Below are 21,862 nucleotides of genomic sequence, written 5' to 3'. Positions count from 1 at the left end.
CCTCGGCGAATCCGCCTATGCCACCACACGCGCGTCAGCGCCACGTGAAGCGACGTCCCGCTCACGACCGCCCCGCTACAACGGAAGCCCCGCCGATACGGAGCCAGGCATGGCCGACACCCGCGAACTCGAAGCCCGCTTCTGGAAGCACTTGAACGACGACCGCGTGGTGATGCTGGGCGGCGAAGGCATCCCGCCGCGGCCGATGACCGCGATCGCCGAGGACGACCGCGCGCCGCTGTGGTTCTTCACCGCCGCCGACACCGACCTCGGCGAGGCGCTGGACCGCTCGCAGGGGCTGCAGGCGACCGCGTCGTTCGCGGCCAAGGGCCACGACCTGTTCGCGACGCTCATCGGCCGGCTGGTGCCCGACAACGACCGCGCGGTGATCGACCGCCTCTGGAACCCGTTCATCGCGGCCTGGTTCGAGGGCAAGGACGACCCGAAGCTGCGCCTGCTGCGCATGGACGCCGCCGACGCCCAGGTCTGGCTCAACGAGAACAGCATGGTCGCCGGCATCAGGCTGCTGCTCGGCAGCGACCCCAAGGAGAGCTACGAGGACAAGGTCGGGCAGGTGGACCTGCGCTGAGGTCCGCTACAGCGGCGTCATCCCGGTCTGGACCAGCTTGTAGTGCGGGTAGCCATTACGCCACTCCTGCAGCTGGCGTTGCAGCGCGGCCGGCGAATCTCCGGTCTCGCACAACGGCACCCCGCTCTTGCCATGGGCCGAGCGGACCTTGGCCAGGAACGAAGCTTCGGGATTGCCCTGGACCCTGCCGTCGACCAGGGTGGCCTTGCCGACCGCGGACTGGAACAGCGCGCCATGGTTGCCGTCGAAATCCCCGTGGCGGATGACCTCGCAGATGATGTAGCGCTCCCACGTGTTGCTCTTCGGGGGCTCCGGTCTTGGAATCGCGGGCGCAGGCGCCCGGTCCTCGATGATCAGGCCCGCGCTAGACGTTCCCGAAGCCGAGGCATGGGCATCCGCGGTGCCGCCGTGGCGTCGCGCATACTCCGCCGACCCGCGTGCGATGCCATCGGCGATCGCGTCCTCGTAGCCCTGGCGCAGCACCTCCTGCTTGGCGCTTTCCTCCGCCATTCCGCGCGCGAAGGCGTCCACCACCGGGTTGCCGCCTGAGGTTACCGCAGCGCCCTGCACCATGAGATCCAGCGTCTGCGCGCTGTCGAGCCCCGCGGCCGAGCCGGCATAGGCGCCGACCGCGGCGCCCACCAGCGCACCGAAGATGCCGCCCCCGTCGTCGCTCTCGCGCGCCTGGGCGGCCCGCCGGGCGCGTTCTGCTTCCACGGCCGCCTGGTGCATGCGTTGGCCGGCCTGCCTGCTGCGTGCCGCCACCGCGTCGAAGGCAGCGCGCGGCGCGGGCGCCACGGTGATCTCGGGTCCGCCGGGTTCGAACCCGCCCGTTGACTTTCGTGCCTTGCCCGGCTGCAGCGTCAGGTTGCCCTCGCCGTCGAGCCCGACGCGCACGCCCGGATCGGAGAAGTAGAAGCCGCCATCGGCCAACGGGAAGGCCTGTTCCGGATCGCCGCGCAGCAACCATCCGCCATTGCCGTAACGGACCTTGACGCGGCTGACTAGCGTCCCTTGTTCCGGGTCGAGGCTGATCTCGCGCACCTTGTCGCCGCGGCCGTCCTCGTGCATGGCCTGGAACACCAGGTCCCGGCCAGCTTCCGTCCAGTAGAACGCGTAGGCCGCACGCCCCTGGAACAGGAAGTGGCGCCCTGCCAGGTCGGTCAGCACGCCCCAGTCCTTGCGCGACGCATCGCGCATCGCCTGCACCGCTGCATGCGCCGCCTCGATCTGTGCCTCGGTCGCGCGCGTGCGCTGCTCCGCCCTCGCGACGGCCCAGCGCCCGCCCACCTGGCGCTCGATGGTGATCCAGAGCTTGTCGTCCTGGTGTCGGTAGGTGATCCGCATCGGATTGCTGCCGGCCACTTCGCGCACGGTGACGCCGGGCCGGGGCGCATGCATGTGGCTGCCATCGTCGCCATCCACGCCGGTGCCCGCGGCATCGAGTTGGTAGCGCACCTCGCCCTGGCCTTGCTCCGGGGCGTACGTCACCTGGCGCATCATTTCGCCGGGGAACTCCCACTCGAAACAGGACAGTTCGCGCTCGCCCGCCCAGCATGAGCCGGCCATGCCCGAGAAGGCGCCCCATGCATCATCCGGGACCGCCGCCACGGCCTGCCATGGAAACACGAACGCCGCGCCCATGCAGGCCGCGGCGGCAAGGATACGGGTCCTTCCGGAAAAAAAATGCATTGACACCCCCCTGTCCCCTTCCGGAAGATTCCGTGCACTTGCCTTGTCAGTCAAGACATCCAGGGGGATCCAATGAAGAAGACCATCGCGACCGCGCTCATCCTTGCCGTTCTGTTCGGCCTGTCCGCCTGCGCCACCATGGACATGACCACCGAGGCCCCGGAAACCCAGGGAAGCGACGACCCGGCGATCTGAGCCGGCATCAGCGCCGGACGATCTCCGGCGTGCGGATGGGGTGGCCGCTTGCGTCGAGGAAGGGCGATGCGCGGCGGCCGCGCAGCCGTGCACCGACTAGGCCGAACGCCACGCGCAGGATTCCCCACAGCGTGCCCAGGGGTCGCTTGCGCACTGGCCCGGTGGCCGAGGCCGTGGACACGAGGCAACGCCGCGGCGGACCGAAAGCCGTGTCGACAGCGGCGCCCGCCCCTTCCATGCAGGCCGTCGACAGGCCGACATAGTGCACGCTCGGATCGCGCGGCGTGTTGCCCAGCGGCGTGCGGCAGCAGGCCGCGTACCAGCGATGGATGCCGCGCTCGCTCCACGACATGCAGGCGACCTGGTCCACGCCCGCGGTGAAGCGCAGCTGCGACGGCGCCATCGCCACCACGTCCACGCCACCGGCCGCGTCGAGCAGGCCGGGCACGCCGAGCCATTGCGCGTAGGCGCGGCAGTCGTTGCAGTAGCAGGTGGCGCGCGCGTAGGTGCCGCGGGTGCCGACCTCGCCCTGCACCCGGCCGCAGCGACAGCGCAGCGGAATGGCCGCCAGCGCCATCTCAGCCGGTCCTCGTGCTGCTGGTGACGACGTTCATGGCATCTCTCCCTGGTTGCCAGTGCCCGCGATCCGGGCGCCGGCAGACCTTGCCACATCACCGCCTGGGACGCATCACCCGCACGCCGCGTTCAGGCGCAATGCCCGCAGCAGGTGCTGCCGCCGCTGATGTGCACTTCCTGCTCGAGCGGGCGCGCCGACCAGCCGATGGACTCGATGGCGGTGATGACCTGGTCAGCGGTGGCGACGGTGAGGACTTCGAGGCGCCCCTTGCGGGCGTCCAGCGCGATCCGCGCTTCGGGATCGAGGGGAAGCAACGCCGCAGCGAGGCGGGAGGCGTCGGGGTTCGGGGCGGTGGACAGTTCGAATTGCATCGGGAGTTGCTCCGTTCGCACGCGGAATGACGTGGTGGCGCATCTTCGACGGGCGCAACCGGCGCGTCCTTGACCCGGATCAAGCCCGGTGGTGCGTCGGCGCGCGAGCATGTGTCCATGGCCAAGCCCATCCCGATCTCGCTGGAAGAGCACGCGCCCGCGATCGAAATCGAGGCTGCGCTCGTTGCGGAGGGCCTCGGCCTGGCGCCGGCCGAGTTCATGCAGCTGCTGGAGAATCGCAAGATCACCCAGCTCTGCGAACGCGGCACCGGCCCTGACGAGGGCCTGTACCGTGCCAGCTTCTACTACGCGGGCAAGCGGGTGCGGCTGGTGGTGGACGCCTCCGGGCAGGTGGTGGAGCAGCCGGCTTGACGCGCCAGGCCGTATCCTCGGCCCATGACCGCGATCCCCGAACTGCAGACCCCCGCCGCCCTGGTCGACGCCGCCCGGATGCGGGCCAACATCGCCCGCATGCAGTCGCGCATGGACGCACTGGGGGTCAAGCTGCGCCCGCACGTGAAGACCAGCAAGAGCCTGCCGGTGGTCCGGGCCCAACTCGAGGCCGGTGCGCGCGGCATCACCGTGTCGACGCTGAAGGAGGCCGAGGAGTTCTTCGACGCCGGCATCACCGACATCCTCTACGCGGTCGGCATCGCGCCGAACAAGCTGCCGCGGGCGCTGGAGCTGCGGCGCCGGGGCTGCGATCTGAAGTTCATCACCGACAACGTGGACGGCGCCGAGGCGGTCGCCCGCTTCGGCCGCGAGCACGGCGAGGCCTTCGAGGTCTGGATCGAGATCGACGTGGACGCCCACCGCTCGGGCATCCCGCCGGAAGGCGAAGCACTGCTCGACGTCGGCCGTGCCCTGCACGAGGGCGGCGCACGGCTCGGCGGCGTGATGGCCCACGCCGGTGGCAGCTACGCGCTCGACACCCCCGAAGCGCTGCAGGCCGCCGCCGAGCAGGAACGCGCCGGCACCGTCCGCGCCGCCGAACGCCTGCGCGAGGCGGGCCTGCCCTGCCCCGTGGTCAGCGTCGGCTCCACGCCCACGGCGCTGTCCGCGCAATCGCTGCAGGGCGTGACCGAAGTGCGCGCCGGCGTCTACGTGTTCTTCGATCTGGTAATGCACAACATCGGCGTGTGCACGATGGACGAGATCGCGCTCTCGGTCCTGACCACGGTCATTGGCCACCAGCAGGACAAGGGCTGGGCGATCGTGGACGCCGGCTGGATGGCGATGAGCCGCGACCGCGGCACCCAGGCGCAGAAGCGCGACTTCGGGCTCGGGCAGGTGTGCACGGAGGACGGCGCGCCGATCGCCGGCTACCTCATCGAAAGCGCGAACCAGGAGCACGGCATCGTCGCGCGCACGGGCGGCATGGATCCGGACATCGCGGCGCGGTTCCCGGTCGGCACGCGGCTGCGGATCCTGCCCAACCACGCCTGCGCCACGGCCGCGCAGTTTCCCGCCTATTCCGCGCTGCTTCCCGGCGGCGTCGCGACCTGGCCGCGCTTCCAGGGTTGGTGACGGAGCATGAACCAGTTGGTCACCCCGAGCACCTGCCGCTCGGCCACCACCTCGAATCCGCCGCGGCGGTAGAGCCGCACGTTCTCCGGCTTGTCGGTCTCGAGGTAGCCGACGCCCTGCTCCCGGTCGAGCCGTTCGCACACCGCCGCCATCAGCCGGGTGCCGATGCCTTGCCCCTGGTGCGTGCGCGCCACGGCCGCCGGACCCAGGTGCCAGTGATCGAATGCCGGATCCAGGCGCTCCCACGTCCGCAGCCAGTGCCGGATCCGCGGCAAGCGCTGCAACGCGCCGCCGCGCGCGAGGATCGGCAGCATCGCGAGCTGTTCCGGCAGGCCCGGCTGGCACCGTCCCGGCGGCACCATCGCGGCCACGCCGACCAGCACATCGCCCTCGTGCGCGCCCAGCACGATGCCGGTGCGCAGCTGCCGGCGCAGCAGGCGCGCGAACGCCTCCTCCAGCATCGGCTCGAGCCGCGCCCCGCTGCCGAACACGCGCAGGTGCAGCGGGTTGTCCGCCATGCTGCCGGCCAGCAGCCGCGCCGCCGCGGGGATCGACTGCTGCCGGAGTGTCCTGATCATGGCGATCGGTACTACTTCACCCGCTCGCCGGCCGCAACACGGACGGCTTCGAGCTCGGCCGGCGCCGGACGCAGCTGCAGTTGCCAGCGGCCGGCGACGCGCCGCAGCCGCAGGTCGCGATGCCGGACGAGGTAGACCACCGCCACGGCCGCCGCCAGCAGCCCGGAGAGCGCGCCGGCGCCCATCGCAACGCGCGCGCCGAAGCGGTCCACCAGCCAGCCGATCAGCGGCGCCCCGAGGGGCGTCCCACCCATCACCACCGCGATCCGCAGCGCCAGCACGCGCCCGCGCATGCTGCGCTCGGTGGTGAGCTGCATCATCGAGTTGCTGCCGGTCATGAAGGTCAGCGCCGCCAGCCCGACGAACACCAGCATCACCGCGAACAGCCACGGCGAGGGCATCACCGCGGCCAGCGCGGTCGTGATGCCGAATGCGGCCGCCGAGGCACCCATCAGCACCATCCCCGGCATCGGCCGGCGCGCCGACAACAGCGCCCCGGCCATCGTCCCCAGCGCCATCGCCGAGGTCAGGATGCCGAATTGGGTCGAGTCGCCATCGAACACGGTGACCGACATGGTCGAGATGAAGATCGCGAAGTTGAAGCCGAACGCGCCCATCAGCGCCAGCATCACCAGCACCGCCATCAGGTCGGGCCGCTGCCAGACATAGCGGAAGCCGGCAAGCACGCCGCCGCGCGCGCGGTCGGGGCGCTCGTGTGCATGCAGCTCGTGCACGCGCAGGAAGCCCAGCGAGACCAGCACCGCCGCGTAGGTGCCCGCGTTGACCAGGAACAGCCAGCCCTCGCCCACCGCCGCGATCAGCGCGCCGGCCACGGCCGGGCCGAGCATGCGCGCGGCGTTGAACGAGGTCGAGTTGAGCGCGACCGCGTTGGCCAGGTGGGCGTCGTCCACCAGGTCCGAGACGAAGGCCTGCCGCGCCGGCGCGTCGAACGCGGTGACGCAGCCGAGCAGGAAGGCGAAGCCGTACACCTGCCACAGTTCCACCACGCCGAGCAGCGTGACCACGCCCAGCCCCAGCGCCAGCAGCCCGGCAGCGCCCTGCGTGAACAACAGGAGCTTGCGCCGATCCAGGTGGTCGGCCGCCCAGCCGGTCAGCGGCAGCAGCAACAGCGGCGGTCCGAACTGCAGCGCCATCACGATGCCTATCGCGGTGGCGTTGTTGTCGGTGAGCACCACGAGCACCAGCCAGTCCTGGCCGATGCGTTGCATCCAGGTGCCGACGTTCGACACCAGCGCGCCGATCGCCCAGACCCGGTAGTTGTGGATCGCGAGGGAGGAGAAGGTGCCGCGCACCGGCATCAAGGCGCGGGCCGCACCGCCACCCAGTGGCTGCGCCGTCCGTCGGCGTGTTCGAGGTACAGCTGCTCGGGGTAGCTCTCGGCGATACGCCATGCCGAAGCGCCCTGCAGCAGGCCGGCGACCGCACTGTCGGCCGTCATCAGCGCCTGATCGGCGCAGGCCATGAGCGTGGACTGGATCTCCTGCACCACCAGCCGCCCCTGCGCGTCGATGTCGTAGCGCCCGCCCATGTGGTTGCAGCCGCCCTCGATCCCGAGCGAACCGTCGGACAAGACGATTGCGTGGACCGGTTTGCCGTGGGGCGCGACGGCCGCGATCGGCTGGCCTGCCGCATCCGTGGCGCCCTGCAGCTTCCAGCGGCCGACCTGGGCCAGGGCGTCGGGGCCTGCCGGCGCCTGCGGCTGGGCGCGCAAGGCGCGCAGCAGCCGCTGTCCGGCGCGACCGTCGACCGCGTGGCCCAGGCGCTGCTGTTCCTGCCGGATCGCGTCGCGCGTACGGCTGCCGATGATGCCGTCGACCTCGCCGATGTCGTGGCCGCGCGCCAGCAGCAGGGCCTGCAGTTCCTTTCGCTCCTTGCGCGACAGACCGGGGTCGTCGGTGGGCCACGGGGTCGCGAACCCGCCGCCGCCGCGCAGGCGGTCGGACAGGTGCGCGATTGCCAGCGCGTAGCTTTCCGACGCGTTGTAGGCGTAGATGGCGTCGAAGTTCTTGAACACCAGGAACGCCGGGCCCTCGACGCCCGCCGGCAGCAGCAGCGCGGCGCGGGTGTCGCCGGGCAGGTCGATGGGCCGGCCGTCGACGCGCTCGATGCCGCGACGCAACCAGTCCGACAGCGCGCGGCGATCGGTACGCCCGGCCAGGCGGGCATCGAACCCCTTCGGCACCCGGACCTCGTACCCCCAGGGCTGGCCGCTGCGCCAGCCGGCGCGCTGCAGGTAATGCGCGGTCGAACCCAGGGCATCCGGCACGCTTCCGATCAGGTCGCGGCGCCCGTCGCCGTCGAAATCCACCGCGATGCGCTGGAAGGTCGAGGGCATGAACTGGGTATGGCCGAACGCGCCGGCCCACGAGCCGCGCAAGCGATCGGCGTCGATATCCCCGGACTGGATGATCTGCAGCGCGCTGAACAACTCGCCGCGGAAGAACGCCTGGCGCCGGTCGAAACACGACAGGGTCGCCAGCGACACCAGCAACGGACGCGTCCCGAAGGTGCGGCCGTAATCGCTTTCGACACCCCAGACCGCGACCACCGTGGCGGGATCCACCCCGTAGCGCTGTTGCGCGCGCGCCAGCGTGTCGGCGTGCCTGGCCAGCATCGCGCGCCCGTCCGCCACCCGCTCCTCATCCACCAGCCCGGCCATGTAGTCCCAGATCGGCGTGGTGAACTCCGGCTGGCGGTTGAGCAGCGCCAGCACGCCCGGGTCGAGCACGAGGTCCCTGGTGTTGGCCGTGAACGTCGCCGCGGAAATACCCGCTGCCGCGGCATCGTCGCGAAGGCCGGCGAGGCAGGCATCGAACTCCGCCTGCATTCGCGGCGGGACTTCCGGCTTGTCTTCGCTGGGCGGAGCCGCGACCGCGGCGACGTCCACGTCGCTTTCCACCTTCCCTTCGAACTGCGGCTGCAGCTGCGCGCAGGCGCCCATGACGAGCGCCATCAAGGCACCAGGGGGAAGTGCAACCAGGAAGCGCCGCATGCGCCGTAGCCTCCAGTTCCAATGGGCGACCAGCATCGCTTTCCGGCCGTGAAATCAGGGCGATTCCGGCATCCGCTAGTTCAGCGTGCGGGTTACGGGCTCGGGGAAAGGCTCTGCCTCACGATGCTCCATCGCCGCCACACGCGCCAGGCGCTCCTGCAGCTGTGCATCGTCGAGCGCACCCTCGCGGTGCAACCAGTTGAACCGGTTACGAAGCTGGGCCGTGCTGTCGCCCTCGGGAAAGAAGTCGTATTCCTGCCGGAACTGGGCTGCGCGACGCTGCTCGATCTCCGCCTCGATGCGGGCCCCGGCGTCGCCGTGGTCCAGGACCAGCAGGTTCCCCTTGTCGCTCGGAAGGATCTTGTACTTCGTCGGGTAAGCGTAATAGGCGGCCAGGCATCCGACGCCCAGGACCAGCCAGAGCCCTCCCCTGATTCCGCCCTCTTCGTTCAGCGATATCACCAGCAGCAACAGGCCGAGCGCGGTCCAGAAATAACCCACGTTGCGGAGCCAGACATTGCGTTCTGTCAGGGTCTGGCGGTCGCGGCTGATGTCCACGTACGGCACGGAAAAGCTCCGGCTGCCCGAACTGTCCTTCCAGGAGTATTCGACCCGGTCGTCATGGAATACGTATCGGGTGCGGGCGGTGCTGCGCTTCTGGGATATTTCCATGGAGCGAATTCGACGACAGGATGGGACCGAACGCAAGACCAGGGTCAGCAACGAATTGTGCCGCCGTCCACCGTCGACTGGCCTCCACGGTGTTGCTGCACACGAAGCACTTCCCCGGCAAGCGGCATGCCAAGCATGTCTTCGGCCTGGCGGCAGATCGTCGCCCTGGCCTCGCTCACGTTGGACTGGCCCAGGCGCACGATCGCGACCGGCCCCGTCCTGCTGGGCACGGCACCCACGACGCGGACGCCGGCGATGCGCTGTCGCCGCGAGGCCGCTTCTCGTCTGGAAGCCGTCGCGGCGGCCTCCTGACGCATCTGCTCGTTGGAGGCTTCAAGCTGCCGGCTGAACTCTTCACCCGCGGCTTGCAGATCCCGCGCCAGAAGGCGCGTATTGACCCAGTAGGAGTACCAAGGATGGAGCAATGCAACCAGCAGGAAGATGCCGACGCCAATCCAGAACCTGGACTCGGCGTTGTCTTCGGATGTCCCCCGCGATGACGCAGGGCGAAGGCGTCGAAAGTTGAGATTCCCCCAATCCTGATCCGCCTTCTTGTCGCTCGGCTCGAGCACCGGCTCGCGTCGCTCCATTGCATTCCTCCCTGTTCTGCCGGCTCCGTCCCCGCCATCCATGCTACGGGAAACCGTGCGGACTACTTCTCCGCGGCAAACCGGATGATCGCGCTGGCGCGGTCGTCGGCGACCCAGATCGCGCCGTCGTCGGCGACCGTGAGGCCGACCGGCGAGCCCTGCGGCTGTTCGCCGGCGCGCTTGCCCCAGCCCGGCGTCAGCACGACCGGCGTCGCAGCCGGACCCGCGCCATAGCTGCGCCAGCCAAGGCCGTAGCCCGGGAAGCGCGGATTGCGGTCCGGGATGGGGACGCCACGCGCGTCAACCGCGAAGCTGGCGATGCGGCCGCCGACCGAGCGGTAGCCGTGCCAGCTCATCAGCAGCCGGCCGCGCAGCGCGGGGAACATCGCGCCCTCGTACCAGAGCATGTCCAGCGGCGCGGTGTGCGGCGGCAGCAGCAGGTCCGGCTTGGCGTGCGCTTCGGACCCGCACCACGTCGCGCGGTCGGGCCAGGCCGGCGTGGCCGCGCCTGTGGCCGTGCAGTACGGCCAGCCGAAGTGGCGGCCGGGCGCGATCACGTTGAGCTCCTCGTACGGGTGCCAGCGGCTGTCGAAGTCGTAGCTGTTCTCGGCCTGCAGCACGGTCCCCGACGCGTGCACGGCCAGCGCCAGCGAGTTGCGCAGGCCGCGGGCCTCCACTGTGTACTCCCGTGACCAGCGGCCCTCGCCGAGGTAGGGATAGCGCCGCAGCGAGGCCGCGTCCGCCGCGCCCTCGCTCTCCGCGCACAGTGCGTCCTCCGTGCGCGCGCCCTCACCGTCGCACTGGTCGCTGGGCGCTCCGACGTTGACCAGCAAGTCGCCGCCGGGCAGGAACACGAAGCGCGACAGCGGATGCCGGTTGGCGTGCAACCGGTTGCCCGGCAGGCCGTCGACCACGGTTTCCAGCGTATCGGCCGGGAACGCGGCACCGGGATCGAAGCGCACGATCCGGTTCATCTCGCCGATGTAGACCAGGCCGTCCGGGCCGCGGGCGATCGCGTGCGGCAGGTGCAGGCCGTCGAGCAGGCGCTCGACCGAGGGTGCCTGCCCACGCGGCGCGCGCAGCCGCCAGACCTTGCCCGGCCTGCCCTCCCAGGCGCCGAGGTCGGTCACCAGCCAGGTGTCGGCGTCGAGCTGCAGGAGCGAGCGCGGGAGATGCAGGACGCGCTTGGGGTCCTGCGTCGTCGGCCCGATGACGAGCCCGGCGCACATGCCGCGGAGGGTGCCGATGGTGAGACGCGGGTAACCGTCGCAGGTGGCGCCATCCAGGACGGCGTAGCGCTCCCGCGCAGCGCTCGGCAGCACCGCGAGGCACAGCGCGATCAGCGCCAGCGAACGGAAAGACGCCACGCCCCGGGCAGCAAGGAAGGAGAAGGTGCCGCGCACCCGACGCAGGGTAGCGCAGCACTGCCGCGGGTCAACGACCCTCGGCGGTCTCCAGCCGCAGGAACCGCGCAGCGTTGTCGTGGAAGATCGCCCGCTTCTGCTCCGGGGTCAGGAACACGGCGCTGTCCACGCCCTCGATCGCGAGCGTGATCGACTCGGGCCAGACCATCTGGTCGGAACCGAACATCAGGCGGTCGCCGAGGCCGGCGGTGACCAGCGCCTGCAGGTAGTCGTGGAATTCCTGCCGCGGAATGATCCAGTTGATCACCGAGAGGTCGGCGTGCACCTGCGGGTACATGTAGAGGATCGCCTTGGTCTCCTCCAGGTACGGCCAGCCGGCGTGCGCCATCCACACCCGCAGCTTCGGGTGCCGCTTGAGCATGGGCTCGAGCCGCAGGGGATTGCCGAGCGACACGCTGAAATCGGGGCAGCAGCCGTACGGCGTGCCCGGGGGCGCCAGGCCGGTGTGGATGCCGACCGGGATGTCGAACTCCTCGGCCAGCGCCAGGTAGGGCTCGAACCACTCGTCGCTCGGGTCGAGGCCGTGGTACTGCGCCCCGATCTCGCCCATCACCTTGAGGTCGCCGTTCGCGAACGCCTCCCGCAAGACCTCGGCGGGCGGCAACGGAGTACGCCCGTCGTCGAGGAAGGCGCCGGCCCAGATCCTGTCCCCGCCACCGGCCTTGCGCATACTGGCCATGGCCGCATCCGGGCCGCTGACCAACCCAAGGACGATGCCGTGCCGGCGCATCCGCTCCAGCGTCAGGCGCTCGCGGTCGGCGTCGGTGTTGGCGGTGGTGGGTTGGCCCGTGGCGGGGTTCGGTGCTCCGGGCGCGGCTGGGCCGACATGCATGTGGACGTCGATGATCGGGCCGGAGTACGGCTGGGCGGCTGCTGGGGCCGAAGCCGCTAGCAGACTCAGCGAGGCGAGGAACAGCACGGCGGGAAGGCGCATGGCAGGTAGCCTCGGAGGCGTTGGCGAACGATAAGCGGAGGGACTTACCGCTGCAATTCACCGTAGTGCCATACCCTTGTGCACCGCAACAGGTTGGTCGTGCCGCTCTCAATCCGTGTTGCGTATCCTCTAGACCTCACGGCCATCCCAGACTCTGCCGCAATGGCCCCCAGCCACCCTATGGCTGCGCAACCACCATCGTGCTGCAGTCGCCCCCCCCTGGTGCCATGCGGTCCCTAAACCTAGCGTCCTAAACGAGTTTCATCGCTTAGGTCGTGGCTAGAGAGTCTTGGTCACGGAGCAGCCTCTCGTACACAAGTTTCGTCGCCGCTGGCAGGTTCGACCGGATCAGCAATTCGTTGACAACGACAACTTCCACGTGACCGCATTGCTCCTGCAATGCGCGCACATCCGCTTCGGCTGCGTATCCCTCCTTCAGGGCGCTACTCAAGCTAACGACGACCAATGCCTCTTTAGACTCGAGGCGGCACAGAATCGGCGCCATATATTTGGTGCCTGCGACCATGATCTTGGCATTTCGCTGGCAATCGACCCCAGGATAACCTCCTAAGAGCCGAGACAAGTCCTTAAACAGTAAGTTCGCAGATTTCTCGAGGCGTCTAGTTTCTGCTTTTGGCACGACTCCCGTCACCAGATAGTCAATCAGCTCGATGCCAACGTGCCGATCAAGTGAACGATGCTCGATGCGGTTGCCGAAGGCACGCAGGCAGCGATAGCAAGACGAATCGCACTTTCCTGGGCAGCCGGCCAGTAAGTCGCGAGCCTTCCCCAGTAATTCTTCGGCGCGGGCCGGAATGGCGCTGGAAAATCCGGCGCCACCCGGGAGCGTGTCGTACAGGAAAATCTCTGCGCACAGCGCCGAATTCATATTTGGGGACATGGCGGGCCGAAACTCGGCGAGAATCTCACCCGGCTCTATGCCCAGCATGTTCGTCGCCGCCCGCGCCAGCGCCTCGCTGACAGTACGTAACGCTATGTTGCTGGAGTAACTCCCCGGCGCCAAGTTCATAGGCGCATCGACCTGAAGGGAGAACAGCGCGATGTCGGTGACGAATTTCGCACCGAGCACAACGTTTTCGACGCTGCGACCGCGGCAGGTTTCCTGTCCGGGATCAGTAGGATACGGACGACGATGGGGCCCAATGAGCACCGGGCGGGGCTCGTTCATTGCCTCAATGCGTCCGCAGCTGGTGCAATAACGATAGCCTTCGCCTTTTGGTCCAACGTTCGATACGAGAAGATGTCGCCGAAACGGCAGCCCCTTGAATCGTGGGCTGACTGAGACCCATTCCCCGTCCTCTCCGGGTGTCTCTGTGGTTAATTTGGCCCGCGTAGCGTAGCTAACTTCCGGGACGCGATCCGGTGAGGTCTCCTCTTCGAAGTCGACAGGATGTGCGAACCCCACCGGCCGCATCCACTCACCCTTGAACTCAAACGCCCCAACCGTTCCACACGCAGGACACTGGCTGCTCGTGTCCGATGCGTGTTCGCGGAGTTCGGTCTTGGCGAAGCGACATATTGAACACTCGTAGTAGCGCTCGCGGTTCTCCCAGGCAGCGACACGTTCTTGCCAGGACCGGGAGTAGATAGCGCCCGAGACGTAGCACTTGCCCCCAACCCATACTTGTTTGCCGGGCGCATACTGCGATAGCGCCACGGGCAAACCCTGCGAAGGCGCATACTCGTCGCGGTGCCGGAACTGGGTTGATCGCTCCCGGTCGAAGATGTGGAAGGTTGCCACGTCCGTAGGAAATGCATACCGCGGTAGCACCCCCTCGTAGAGAAGACGGTCTAGGAGCTTGTCATTGTCTGTGCGAAGCGGCTTTTCCTTCTCGACATCCGGATCTTGCTCCGGCGCTTCACTTCCCTTGCCGTTGCCTTTCGTCTCCACCGTCTGGTTGCGACGGCTCGCAATCGCCTTATCGATCTCCTCGATGCAATCCTTGGCCATACCCACAGTCAATTCGCGGATACCATCTGCCGTCAGCTGCTCTGGAAGCCATTCCGCGACACGCCCCATTAGCGCAGCCTCGTTCTCGGCTATCCAGGCGGCCATGTCATCGCGATTGAGTACGCCTGATCCATCTCGAAATGCACCAACCCTCCCTAGCACCGAAAATAGGTCGTGGGGTTGCTCTGGATCGAATTCCGGCAAACGAGCTTGGTGATAGCACTGCAGCAAGAAGGCGCGGATGTGGCGCCGTGCGATGTCGAGATTGTCGAGAGTCAGTATGGGGTCAATCACCTTGCCTGAGATCATCTCTCCAGGGTGCGAAAAGTAGTGCTCGTCGTGACTGTCGACGCTACCGAAGGCGACGACGGTCGCTACCGCATTGCCGCGACGACCGGCCCGTCCGGCACGCTGCTGGTAGTTCGCGCGGCCAGGCGGCATGTTGCGCAGGGCGACGCCCGACAGCGCACCAATGTCGATGCCCACCTCCATCGTCGTCGTGCTAGACAAGATATCGATGGCGACCTGCGCATCGTTCTGCCCATCCCAGGCGATGTTAATGTCCTGAAAGAGCAACTCGTTGCGCTCGGCCTTCGAAAAAGCTTCTTCCTGGTCGGACGAGTTCAGTTGCGCCGTATGCTCGGCCGCGATCAGCGCCAGCGGCCGCCTCGAGACATCGGACAGGACTTCCTCAGTTGCCCGGCGGTAGTAGCCCTTACGGGCCCGGAAGACCGGGTCGCTGAATGGATCGATCTGGGCAACCTGGTCTTCACCGCAGTCGATGCAGCCCGCATGATTCCCAACTTGGCGATGTACGGACGCACAACTCTTGCAACGCACCCATGTTCCGCCGAGTTCGAGGTAAAGCTTTTTCGCGTGCAGTCGGTACGTCGAACCGAGCTTCTCAGTGAACTCATCGAGGAGTGCGGGCAACCAACGCTCACTGAAGATTGTCTGAGCCGCCTTGTTCGGAAGAATCTTCTCGATGGCCTTGAACCTTCCATTTTGCCCACGTACTTCGGTCTGCCACATGTCGGCATCCATGCCTTGGAACCAAATGTGGCCCTTCCTACCCTTCTTGCGCCAGCACCGCAGCCAGTAACTTACCAGTGATAGCTTGGACTCTTCGGTCGTGGCGAATCCAACTATGTCGGGCAACTTCTGGAGCAAGTCGCTTCTTTTCTTGCCTGGCCGCACCGTCAGCGAACCCAGTGCAATCGCTTCCAAGCCAATGTAGCGGTCTTGGATGACACTCAGCAATTCCTCGAGCATAGCGTCGGGTGCTTCGGCCTCGTGAAACTCGTCGTAGAGCTCGATCAGCGTCTCTTCGCCGATCATTCCGCCACTGCCAACTTGGGCGCCAATCTTGAAGTAAGCGTCGAAGGATTCGCCTGATTTAAGTTCCGGACGGAGCCGGACTGAAAGAGAGCGCGCAGCCAGCAGTGTCGCGAAGTAGGCGTCCTGCAAGCTAATCCGCTTCGCTAACGATGGAGACTGCTGGAGCCTTTGCATGCCCCAAACCAGAAGCGGCCGCAGCGCGTCGCGCATGGAATAAGTTTGGAGGTTAGGTGCAAGGCGCGCCGCGACTTGTCGCGAGTCTGAGAAAGCCAGCACCTTGCGTCCGCGTAGCGGCGCAAAGTCGTCATCGGTCTTCGGGCCGGGCGGTTGGATCTGAATCTGCCGCGCGACAAGTGCCTGGAAAGGTTGGTCGCCCTTGGTCATGTGATCCTGCACTGAGGACTTTCCACCGCCCGCGCGGCCGCGACAGATGGCGCAAGGAATGAACTGCCCACGCGTACCCGGTCCGCCATCCTCATCTTCCTCACCCAGGGACTTAGTGTTCAGGAGACGGCGGTATACGATGCGAGAACGATTCCCGCTGTCGTATGCGTTGAGTCTTCCAGTCTCCACGTCGTATTCGGCCGGCACAACGGTGTCTTCTTTAGGTGGCGCCTGCAGCAACAAATCCAGCGCCTCCAGCTGCTCCACCTCTCTGTCGTTCAGTGCGATATTCGCGCCTGGCTCGGGCCAGAGCGACTGTGGTGCCTCAACGTTGTCGGTATATGCGCGTGCGTAAGGCGCACCGCAGTGACGGCAGGTGTAGAACTCCAGGCACATAGCGCCGCAGCCGCATTGCTTGATCGGTTGGCTGTACATCTTGCCGCAATAGAGATTCTTCTCCTCTGGCACAACTTCCGAGCAATCGGGGTCCATGCAGATCCATAGACCCGGCAAGCCACGAAAAAAGCCATGGACACGGCAGGGTAGCAGGCCATTACCGTCTGCCGACCGGGCCAGGCTGCCAAGAGACAGCAGGTTGGAGAACGCCTTCGCCGCCAGATCCGTCTCAACGCCTAGGAAAGCCTCCATAGGCAGTTCCGCCAAACGCTTCGCGCTGCCCATTGTCTCGTTGACAACCAATTGCAGCGGACCGAACGTCTCCAGCGCGGTATAAAGGTCTTTGTCGATGCACCCCGAAGGCGTCACGCCACGGTACTCAAGGAAACTGACCAAGAGATCGGCTTGCTCCTGGGGGTCGTCGGCCTCATGCAGGCGCGCGACATCGACCGCCGCCAGCGCTTGGGCATCTGCTAGGCTTCCGGTCGCCGCCTCCGCGCCCTTCTTCAGCTTGCCTTCGACTGGCTTGAATGTCTCCTCAGGGCAACCGCTGAGCTGCGATCCGAACTTTTTGGCGTAGTCGCGGTCGCTGAAGCTGGCTGTCGCGCAGATCGCCTGGATTCGGTCCGACGATACTCCGAGGCGGTCAGTTAGTCGGCGGATCAACAAGCCGACCTCCGCGCCTCCTGCGCCGCGGTAAAGGTGAGCTTCGTCGAGAATAATCAAAAATTTTTCACTCGGGTTTTGTTCGAGCCAACATTTCGTGGCGTCGAAGATCGAGCGCTCGATCGGGCGCATCAGCATGTACTCGAGCATCGAGTAGTTCGTGACAAGCAGATCTGGCGGCGCAGCTTGGACTTCGTGGCGCGTGATCAGCTCACTATCATCTGGAAGCGTGACTGCTCGAATGAACGCGCCAGTGTGGCCGTCCTGCCAACGTGAACCCGGGGCACCGAGCCATCTAGAGAGGCTGGCCTTAGCTGGCCATTTGCCCTTGGCCTGTAATCGGTGCATTAGTGCCCGGGCGCGGTCGGCAGCCTCGTCATTACCGCCCGCCTCGCGCTCTATCCTGACATAGAACTCGTCGAGCGATTTCAGTCGTCGGTCGTCCTTACCTTTCTCGCGAACGCCCGCATAAGGTGTGCGACTGGTGTAGCGTGCGAATCGCGGGATACGCTCGCCCCAGTCGTGAAACGCTCGTCTGACACGCGCATCGTTGAACATTGAGCGGAGCCGTCCGAGCTGGTCATTGACCAAGGCGTTCATCGGATAGAGGAGCAGCGCCCGGACCGCGGGCTTGCCGAAGGAACCGGGCTTGGAACTAGCTTCGATCGCCAACTTCGATAGAACCGGCATTAGAAAGGATTCAGTCTTGCCTGAACCTGTTCCGGTCATGATCAGGAGATTCCGTCCATTCACGATCGCTTCCTCGATCGCTTCGGCTTGGTGGGAATACGGCGGGTTATGCAGCAACCGCTTGCCCAAGGCCTCGTCGGAGAGCGTCGTCAGCAAGTGCCTCGCAGCCGCGGGTAGACCTTCAATCTGGGCGAATGTGCGGTCCGAGACGTAGCGCGGCGTCGACTCCAGAAACGGAACCTGATAGATGTTGCCTGGTTCGTCCAACAGACGCTTGCGTGCCTTGACCAACGCTGCCGCGCCGATGTGGTAGGTCGCCTCGATGTACTCAGTCAGCGCTTGATGGAGTTCGGCAACGGACTGCTGGATCGTCGTGGACATCTTTCCCCCTAACCGGCCTGCGTGAACCACATGTAGGACTGAACTAATTCGTCGATGCCGTGACCACTGCGCCGGTCAAGTTCATAAGCGAACAGCGCGCCGTTGGCCCGCACCTTCTCGCCCTCAATCCTGAGCTTACGCTCGACCCATAACGGCACAGGTGAGAAAAATTCATAGCGATGTAGATCACCTTCCAGCGGCACCACGCGATAGGTTTGGGGCTTTCCGGCTCGCACATCGAGAGCGCTCTGGATGCGCCACCCATGGTCGCACCCACGGAACCTTCCGCCTCGCCAAGGCAAGTCCAGAAACTGGACTGGTCGGCCTCGGTCGAGTTCGACGAAAACCCAGATCGGCGATCCAAAGGCCTGCGGGCGCCGTCCGACGTAATAACCAGAGCGCCCTGCCGGCGTGGTCAGCCGCGACGTATAAGGCCTTGCCTCATCGGCGGCCCCATACACTTGGAGACCTTCCAGCGCGCCTTGGCCCCCCGACTCTCGTAAGCGACGGACGACCCCTTCAAAGAATGTGTTGGCGCTCTGATTCTGTGGAAGGCGCGTCCACGCGGCTTTCGAGATCTCCAGGTAGCCGGCCGCACGCAGTTGCTTTGCTATCCCGTCGTCGCCCTTCCTCCGCAGGTAACGAAGCTCTCGCTGGCGAACCAGTTGGCCGCGAAGCGACGCAGGCAGAGCCGCCTGATCTTCAGGTTCGATGCCAAGCAACAGCACTGTCTCCCCGCGAACCACGAACGCAGGCGGGGCGCAATAGAGCCAATTTTCGGCTGCCACGCCCGGCAGCGAGGTCGAACCGCCAAGTTCGAGCAAATCTCCGAGGATTACAAGACTGTCTAGCACCTCGCGTACGTGCAACTTAGTCGCCTCAGTCTCGCCAACACCGGTGAACGCATCGACGGCGCCTTCGACGAAGACCTCCCGCGGGCAAGGGCACGTAGTGGCGGCGATGCGCCGCAGAACGGCCGCAATGAGGGCCGATGACAGCTCGTCAGACACCCCATCGATGTGGGTCAGCCCCAGCTGTCGGGCAACGACACCGAGCAATTCGCCACTGGTCAGTGACTTTAGCTCCAATCCCACGACTTTTCCCCCAGCAGAATCTGCAAGTAGCGAGCTCCGCGGGCGAGTTCGCTGTGCTTCGAAAGTATCCGGATATCCGCGGCAACATTCCGCGACGAAGCAACGAACCCGCTCGGGTCAGTCAGATATCGCAAGGCACGCTCGACGATATGCGGATCAGTGCACAAGCGGAAGCCAGTGCTGATTGCCAGCAGCCATGGCACAACTTGACTAGGCGCCGTATCGATTACTTCTCGGTGTGACATACGCAACTTGGCCGGAAAGTTTTGCCAGTCCTTGCGCATCGAAATCGCGTCTCCCAGCGCAGCAATCGCCTCTTCGTCTTTGGTCGAACTTTCGAACGCACGCTCGGCCTGCATCCATGCTGGGCCACACACCAAAAGAGCAAGCGCGTCGCGCATCGAGCGAACCACCCTACCTTGCCTGGCTGCCCCAAGCGGGCCGACGACTCGTGCGCGAATCCACAAGGTCTGCAACGCGATGTCGCCGGATATTCGCTCAGGCGAACTCGCAAAGCCATCTAGCCGCGGGGCGGGAGCAAGTTCGGAAAGACCGTGCAATCCGTCTCGACTCGGCTGACTGACGATGACCGCATCGAGGTGCCACCGGCCGGCTACAACGAATAGGGCACCCGGCGACTGGACTTCGATACCCTCGATGCAGGCGTCGTACTCTAATGTGCGGGCGACCGTTGGTTGATCCAGTGATGCCATCTGGCACTGCGCATTGACACCTAATCCCGCCTCGTCGATCAGCCGGATCGTGGTGGTATGTTTCGAGCGTCGCAGCTGCCATCGCACGGGCCGGCTCTCGCGCTCCAGCGGCAGGGCGAACACACCGATCTCGTCCGCCCTTACTAGGAGGCGACAGGCAGAACTGCCACCGAGATCCTCTCTCGTTTCGACTGGCAGCAAGTTCCATAAGTCGTTCAACGTCGCCGGAAGCACCACCTTGCCGAACGCCCTTTGATCTGTCTCGCAGCCAGTGACCTCCAGAAACAACTGAGCCTCTCGGCCCGCCGGACCAAACACTTCGAGTCGCAGGTCGCCGCGTTCGAGGTTCTCCAGCGTCGCGTCTGCGGGAGTAACGATCACCATCAGGCCGCCGCGCTGTTGAGTTGTCTCCTCCAGCCCTAAGGGATTCCGGACGTTCAAGATTACTTCGCCTTGCGAAGCGCCAAGCGATCGAGCTTGCCTCACGTCGTACTTCACTTCGATCGACATCCGGTGCTCGCCCGGTGGCAATGGTGGCAATTGCACCCATGAGGGACCCCGCACTCCTATCCGCGGAATCCTCAAGGCCGCGACGCCGTCGAGCATCACGTCTAGCGCGACCACGTCGTGGTCAACAGCAATACCGAAGCAAGGTTTGTCAGTCGAGAGCCACTCGCTTTGGCCCTCACCATCCCAGGACACCGCAGGAACCCCAGCTGGCCAGATCCTAACGGTCGACGTGAAAGAGAGGTCGAGTGACTTGAGATCATGCTTCAAGTCGTCGGGCACGTGCTCAGGCAATGCAAGTTGAATGCCGGTCAGCCCCCCGCATCGAAGCTCGATGGGCCGGAGGGCCGGGCTCTTTCGGAACGCATAGCCCGTCCTACCTAGTACGATGTATTTTTGTCCCGGGCGTACTTGGTGGCTACGGACTTCGCGGGCTAGTCCGTCGTTGCCAATCCGACAGACCCAGAGCGGACCTGGGCTGAGAGACGCCTCCTGCCGTACCAATTCCTCAAAGGATGGGAATACATCCTTGAATCTCAGGACCTGGCCATCAACGGGCCATTGCTGCAGGCCGTGCACCTTCGACTGTATGGTCAGCACACGCGCGGGATGCCAATCGCCAGAACCACCTACGTATTGCACCTTCGTCTTCTGCAGGTACTTATTCACTTCCGGGGACGCGGCCGCCAACGACGCGAAGGAAGGCATCTGGACGCCCACTCGCCACGCATCGCCTTCTTGACTAAGCAACAGCGACGGGCGCAGGTTGAACCGTGCTTGCGAGTGCGACACCTGCCCCTGCGACGTCCGCTCGCCCTGACGCTGCCTCCTCACACCGCGGATTCGTCGGATATCCGAGCGAGCTTCTTCCAACCACTCCCGCGCTTCCTGCATCGACCCGAGATCGCCAACGATGCGTAAGGTCGCTTCGGCCGACAGTGGCAGATCTTCGGTTTCCCCACCGAGCAGGGCTAAGGCAATTCGCCCAACCAACTCCTCCTGCTGACAGAACTCACGAAACCGCGACGAAGCATTCGCGGTGCAGTGGTGAATTTGCCGGCCGATAGCAAGCGGGTCGCTATATGCGGCGATCTGATACCGGTTGGAGTGCAGCGATTTGGCGAACTGGTACTGCAAATCCTGAGGCAGGATGGCATGGGTAATGGGCCAAGCAATGATGCGGAACTGACGCGCCCAAGTGCCAGATGGCCGTACCCCGTTATATGTATTGGCAAAGCGCCGAAACCAAACCCTGATCCGGGTGCGGTTCTTGGGGGTATCGATAACGCCCCAATCCGGCAAGCGCTCCTTGAAGGTTTGCCAGTACTCGGCGCCGTCATAGTTGTATCCGACTTCGGTAGCGAACACGACCCAAGCGAGCCAGTATGCGTTGTTGGGCTTTCCGTACTGAAGCTGTTTCGACAACTCGCCAGCCAGCTCCAACACATCAATCTGCAGCCCATGTTCTAACGCGAAAATGCGTCGCTTGTCCGCGCGCTCCCCAGCAAGCCGCCCAAACCGCGCTTCGAGTTCCCGTTGCAGATCAGGCAGTTGCATCA

Annotated in this window: 16 protein-coding genes and 1 pseudogene; 4 read left to right on the top strand and 13 right to left on the bottom strand. The window is 65.7% G+C overall.

Annotated features, from left to right (window positions below; genetic code table 11):
- Window positions 1–109 precede the first annotated feature (109 nt).
- On the top strand, window positions 110–589 hold the full coding sequence (locus tag E4F25_RS01980) for a pyridoxamine 5'-phosphate oxidase family protein (protein WP_140908593.1): 480 nt from the start codon (window positions 110–112) through the stop codon (window positions 587–589).
- A 6-nt stretch (window positions 590–595) separates the two neighbouring features.
- On the opposite strand, the gene E4F25_RS01975 is transcribed toward E4F25_RS01980, so the two are convergent.
- Window positions 596–2,233 carry a hypothetical protein gene (locus E4F25_RS01975; protein WP_220433172.1) on the bottom strand — a complete coding sequence of 546 codons (1,638 nt, stop codon included), beginning with the start codon at window positions 2,231–2,233 and terminating at the stop codon, window positions 596–598.
- Window positions 2,234–2,353: 120 nt separating this feature from the next.
- Between E4F25_RS01975 and E4F25_RS11645 the strand changes: the two genes are divergently transcribed.
- On the top strand, window positions 2,354–2,476 hold the full coding sequence (locus E4F25_RS11645; protein WP_281283939.1) for a hypothetical protein: 123 nt from the start codon (window positions 2,354–2,356) through the stop codon (window positions 2,474–2,476).
- 7 nt (window positions 2,477–2,483) lie between these two features.
- On the opposite strand, the gene E4F25_RS01970 is transcribed toward E4F25_RS11645, so the two are convergent.
- A complete protein-coding gene (locus tag E4F25_RS01970) occupies window positions 2,484–3,053 on the bottom strand; it encodes a DUF6151 family protein (protein WP_140908591.1) in 570 nt (189 codons plus the stop codon).
- A gap of 128 nt (window positions 3,054–3,181) precedes the next feature.
- Entirely contained in the window at window positions 3,182–3,424 is a 243-nt protein-coding gene (locus tag E4F25_RS01965) for a hypothetical protein (protein WP_140908590.1), read from the bottom strand.
- Between the two features lie 117 nt (window positions 3,425–3,541).
- On the opposite strand from E4F25_RS01965, the gene E4F25_RS01960 reads away from it, so the two are divergent.
- Both E4F25_RS01960 and E4F25_RS01955 read left to right on the top strand, forming a co-directional pair.
- A complete protein-coding gene (locus E4F25_RS01960; protein ID WP_140908589.1) occupies window positions 3,542–3,796 on the top strand; it encodes a DUF6522 family protein in 255 nt (84 codons plus the stop codon).
- 24 nt (window positions 3,797–3,820) lie between these two features.
- Window positions 3,821–4,951, top strand: a complete 1,131-nt coding sequence (locus tag E4F25_RS01955; RefSeq protein WP_140908588.1) for a DSD1 family PLP-dependent enzyme — start codon at window positions 3,821–3,823, stop codon at window positions 4,949–4,951.
- Here the strand turns inward: E4F25_RS01955 and E4F25_RS01950 are convergent.
- From E4F25_RS01950 to E4F25_RS01905, 10 genes and pseudogenes are all read right to left on the bottom strand, one after another.
- Window positions 4,894–5,529 carry a GNAT family N-acetyltransferase gene (locus E4F25_RS01950; RefSeq protein WP_140908587.1) on the bottom strand — a complete coding sequence of 212 codons (636 nt, stop codon included), beginning with the start codon at window positions 5,527–5,529 and terminating at the stop codon, window positions 4,894–4,896. The two genes, E4F25_RS01955 and E4F25_RS01950, sit on opposite strands and share 58 nt — an antisense overlap.
- An 11-nt stretch (window positions 5,530–5,540) precedes the next feature.
- Entirely contained in the window at window positions 5,541–6,848 is a 1,308-nt protein-coding gene (locus tag E4F25_RS01945; RefSeq protein ID WP_140908586.1) for an MFS transporter, read from the bottom strand.
- A gap of 44 nt (window positions 6,849–6,892) precedes the next feature.
- Window positions 6,893–8,377: pseudogene (locus E4F25_RS01940) on the bottom strand (lytic murein transglycosylase); the annotation flags it as partial.
- Window positions 8,378–8,617: 240 nt separating this feature from the next.
- Window positions 8,618–9,214 (bottom strand): hypothetical protein, encoded by a 597-nt coding sequence (locus tag E4F25_RS01935; protein ID WP_140908585.1) that lies wholly within the window; start codon window positions 9,212–9,214, stop codon window positions 8,618–8,620.
- Between the two features lie 44 nt (window positions 9,215–9,258).
- On the bottom strand, window positions 9,259–9,804 hold the full coding sequence (locus E4F25_RS01930) for a hypothetical protein (protein ID WP_140908584.1): 546 nt from the start codon (window positions 9,802–9,804) through the stop codon (window positions 9,259–9,261).
- Between the two features lie 62 nt (window positions 9,805–9,866).
- Window positions 9,867–11,171 (bottom strand): PQQ-dependent sugar dehydrogenase, encoded by a 1,305-nt coding sequence (locus E4F25_RS01925; RefSeq protein WP_220433170.1) that lies wholly within the window; start codon window positions 11,169–11,171, stop codon window positions 9,867–9,869.
- 67 nt (window positions 11,172–11,238) lie between these two features.
- Window positions 11,239–12,162, bottom strand: a complete 924-nt coding sequence (locus E4F25_RS01920; RefSeq protein ID WP_140908583.1) for an amidohydrolase family protein — start codon at window positions 12,160–12,162, stop codon at window positions 11,239–11,241.
- 268 nt (window positions 12,163–12,430) lie between these two features.
- The gene (locus tag E4F25_RS01915) at window positions 12,431–17,989 is read right to left on the bottom strand and encodes a DEAD/DEAH box helicase (protein WP_140908582.1); all 5,559 of its coding nucleotides are present in this window, start codon (window positions 17,987–17,989) and stop codon (window positions 12,431–12,433) included.
- Window positions 17,990–17,997: 8 nt separating this feature from the next.
- Window positions 17,998–19,083, bottom strand: a complete 1,086-nt coding sequence (locus E4F25_RS01910) for a hypothetical protein (protein WP_181168173.1) — start codon at window positions 19,081–19,083, stop codon at window positions 17,998–18,000.
- Window positions 19,068–21,860 carry a hypothetical protein gene (locus tag E4F25_RS01905; RefSeq protein WP_140908580.1) on the bottom strand — a complete coding sequence of 931 codons (2,793 nt, stop codon included), beginning with the start codon at window positions 21,858–21,860 and terminating at the stop codon, window positions 19,068–19,070. The genes E4F25_RS01910 and E4F25_RS01905 overlap by 16 nt, the downstream gene beginning before the upstream one ends.
- Window positions 21,861–21,862: the final 2 nt, after the last annotated feature.

Origin of the sequence: Cognatiluteimonas lumbrici (assembly GCF_006476065.1) — a bacterium.
GTDB classification, from domain to species: Bacteria; Pseudomonadota; Gammaproteobacteria; order Xanthomonadales; family Xanthomonadaceae; genus Cognatiluteimonas; species Cognatiluteimonas lumbrici.
This window is presented reverse-complemented; position numbering and strand designations above follow the sequence as displayed.